The sequence below is a fragment of the Dietzia maris genome (assembly GCF_014144855.1).
Taxonomy (GTDB): Bacteria; Actinomycetota; Actinomycetes; order Mycobacteriales; family Mycobacteriaceae; genus Dietzia; species Dietzia kunjamensis.
This window is the reverse complement of the sequence record NZ_JAALDN010000519.1, coordinates 1-1,302: the sequence shown is the minus strand read 5'-3', so window position 1 is coordinate 1,302 and position 1,302 is coordinate 1. Positions and strand designations below refer to the sequence as shown.

The window sequence follows — 1,302 nt, the reverse complement described above, 5'->3', positions numbered from 1 at the left end:
CCCGTGCAACTTGTTGAGGTAGACCACCTCGTCGCCGTGCAGGGTGGCCAGGTGAACGGTCGCGCGCGTGGCCTCGAAGAGGTGCGCGAGAAACGGTGTGAGCACCCGGCGGATCCGCTCGTACGCCGGCGAGACCGGGATCGGGTCCAGCTCGTGCACCAACGGCCCCAGCCGGTAGCGCTGCCCGATCCTCGTCACCGCGTCGTTGCGCTCGAGCGCGGCCAGGAGGCGCAGCGTCGTGGACTTGGCCAGCCCGGTCTCGCGCGCGATCTCACTGAGCGTCATCCCTGTCCCGCCCGCCGTCACGCGTAGCACCTCGAAGGCGCGGTCGACGGGAGAAGAGGGGGGCTCGGTCATGCGGTGAGTGTAGCGCGCGGGTCGGACACCGGAGGCCGGGCGGATCGAACGCTTGCGCTAACGCCTGCAGTGCCGTACTGTCGAACACAAGTTCTAAATCGAGCGCGAGGGGGGTGGGGGAATTGTCGACGACGAAGTCACTGTTCGCGGTTCCGGAATCCCTGGGCGGGCTCGACTCGACGGAGGTGAGCGAGGCGGCACGGGCCGCGACCCTGGCGCAGAACCGGGCAGGTGCGACCCGGCTGGAGGCGGCAGCGGCCCTGGTCGAGCAGATGTCCCGGGCGGATGAGGTCGGCACGGGCGTCGACCGCACCGAAGGGGTCGCCGGCAGCGGTGGTCGTGCACGTTCGGCATACGCACGGTTGGACCCGCAATCCAGGGCTCGTGACCATCTCGTGGCGGCCTGTCAGCTCACGTGCTGGCACGCCGCGCGTCTGGTCACCGCCGGGGTCCAGATCCATTCGCGGCTCGCGCGACTGCGGGCCTCGGTGGAGCGCGGGGTCGTTCCCGAACAGCTCGCCATCGACATCGCCTGCAAGCTGGCCGAGGTGCCCGACTCGATCGTCTCGGACGTGGAGGACGAGGTCGTGGCGGGCATCGTCGACCACCTGGACGGCGGTGACCGGCCGACTCGCAATTCGGTGGACGGCCGGATCGATGAGGCCGTCGGCCGGCTCGACCCGGAGGGCGCCGAGGATGCCCGGGCCCGGGCGGCGCTCACGCGTACGGTCCGGTTCCGGTCGGGCCGGGACGGGATGGCCTCGATGTGGGCGAAGCTGCCTCTGGCCGATGCGGAGTTGCTGCGGGGACGTATCGAGACCGACGCCCGCGCTGCCTCCGGAGACGGGGTGCCCGGCACGCTGGATCAGCTGCGTGCCGACGCTCTCGCCTCCCTCGCCGTGTACGCCCCGGCGCCCGCCCCGGCCCCGGCGCCCGCCGACGCCG

Annotated in this window: 2 protein-coding genes; one reads left to right on the top strand and one right to left on the bottom strand. The window is 71.7% G+C overall.

Going from position 1 to position 1,302, the window contains the following annotated elements; all coding sequences use genetic code 11:
- Positions 1-357: helix-turn-helix domain-containing protein (locus G6024_RS15540; RefSeq protein WP_159149115.1), on the bottom strand; the 357-nt coding region annotated here is incomplete at its 3' end.
- 113 nt (positions 358-470) lie between these two features.
- Between G6024_RS15540 and G6024_RS15535 the strand changes: the two genes are divergently transcribed.
- Positions 471-1,302, top strand: an 832-nt coding sequence (locus G6024_RS15535; RefSeq protein ID WP_235027940.1) for a 13E12 repeat family protein, incomplete at its 3' end; no start/stop codon positions are given.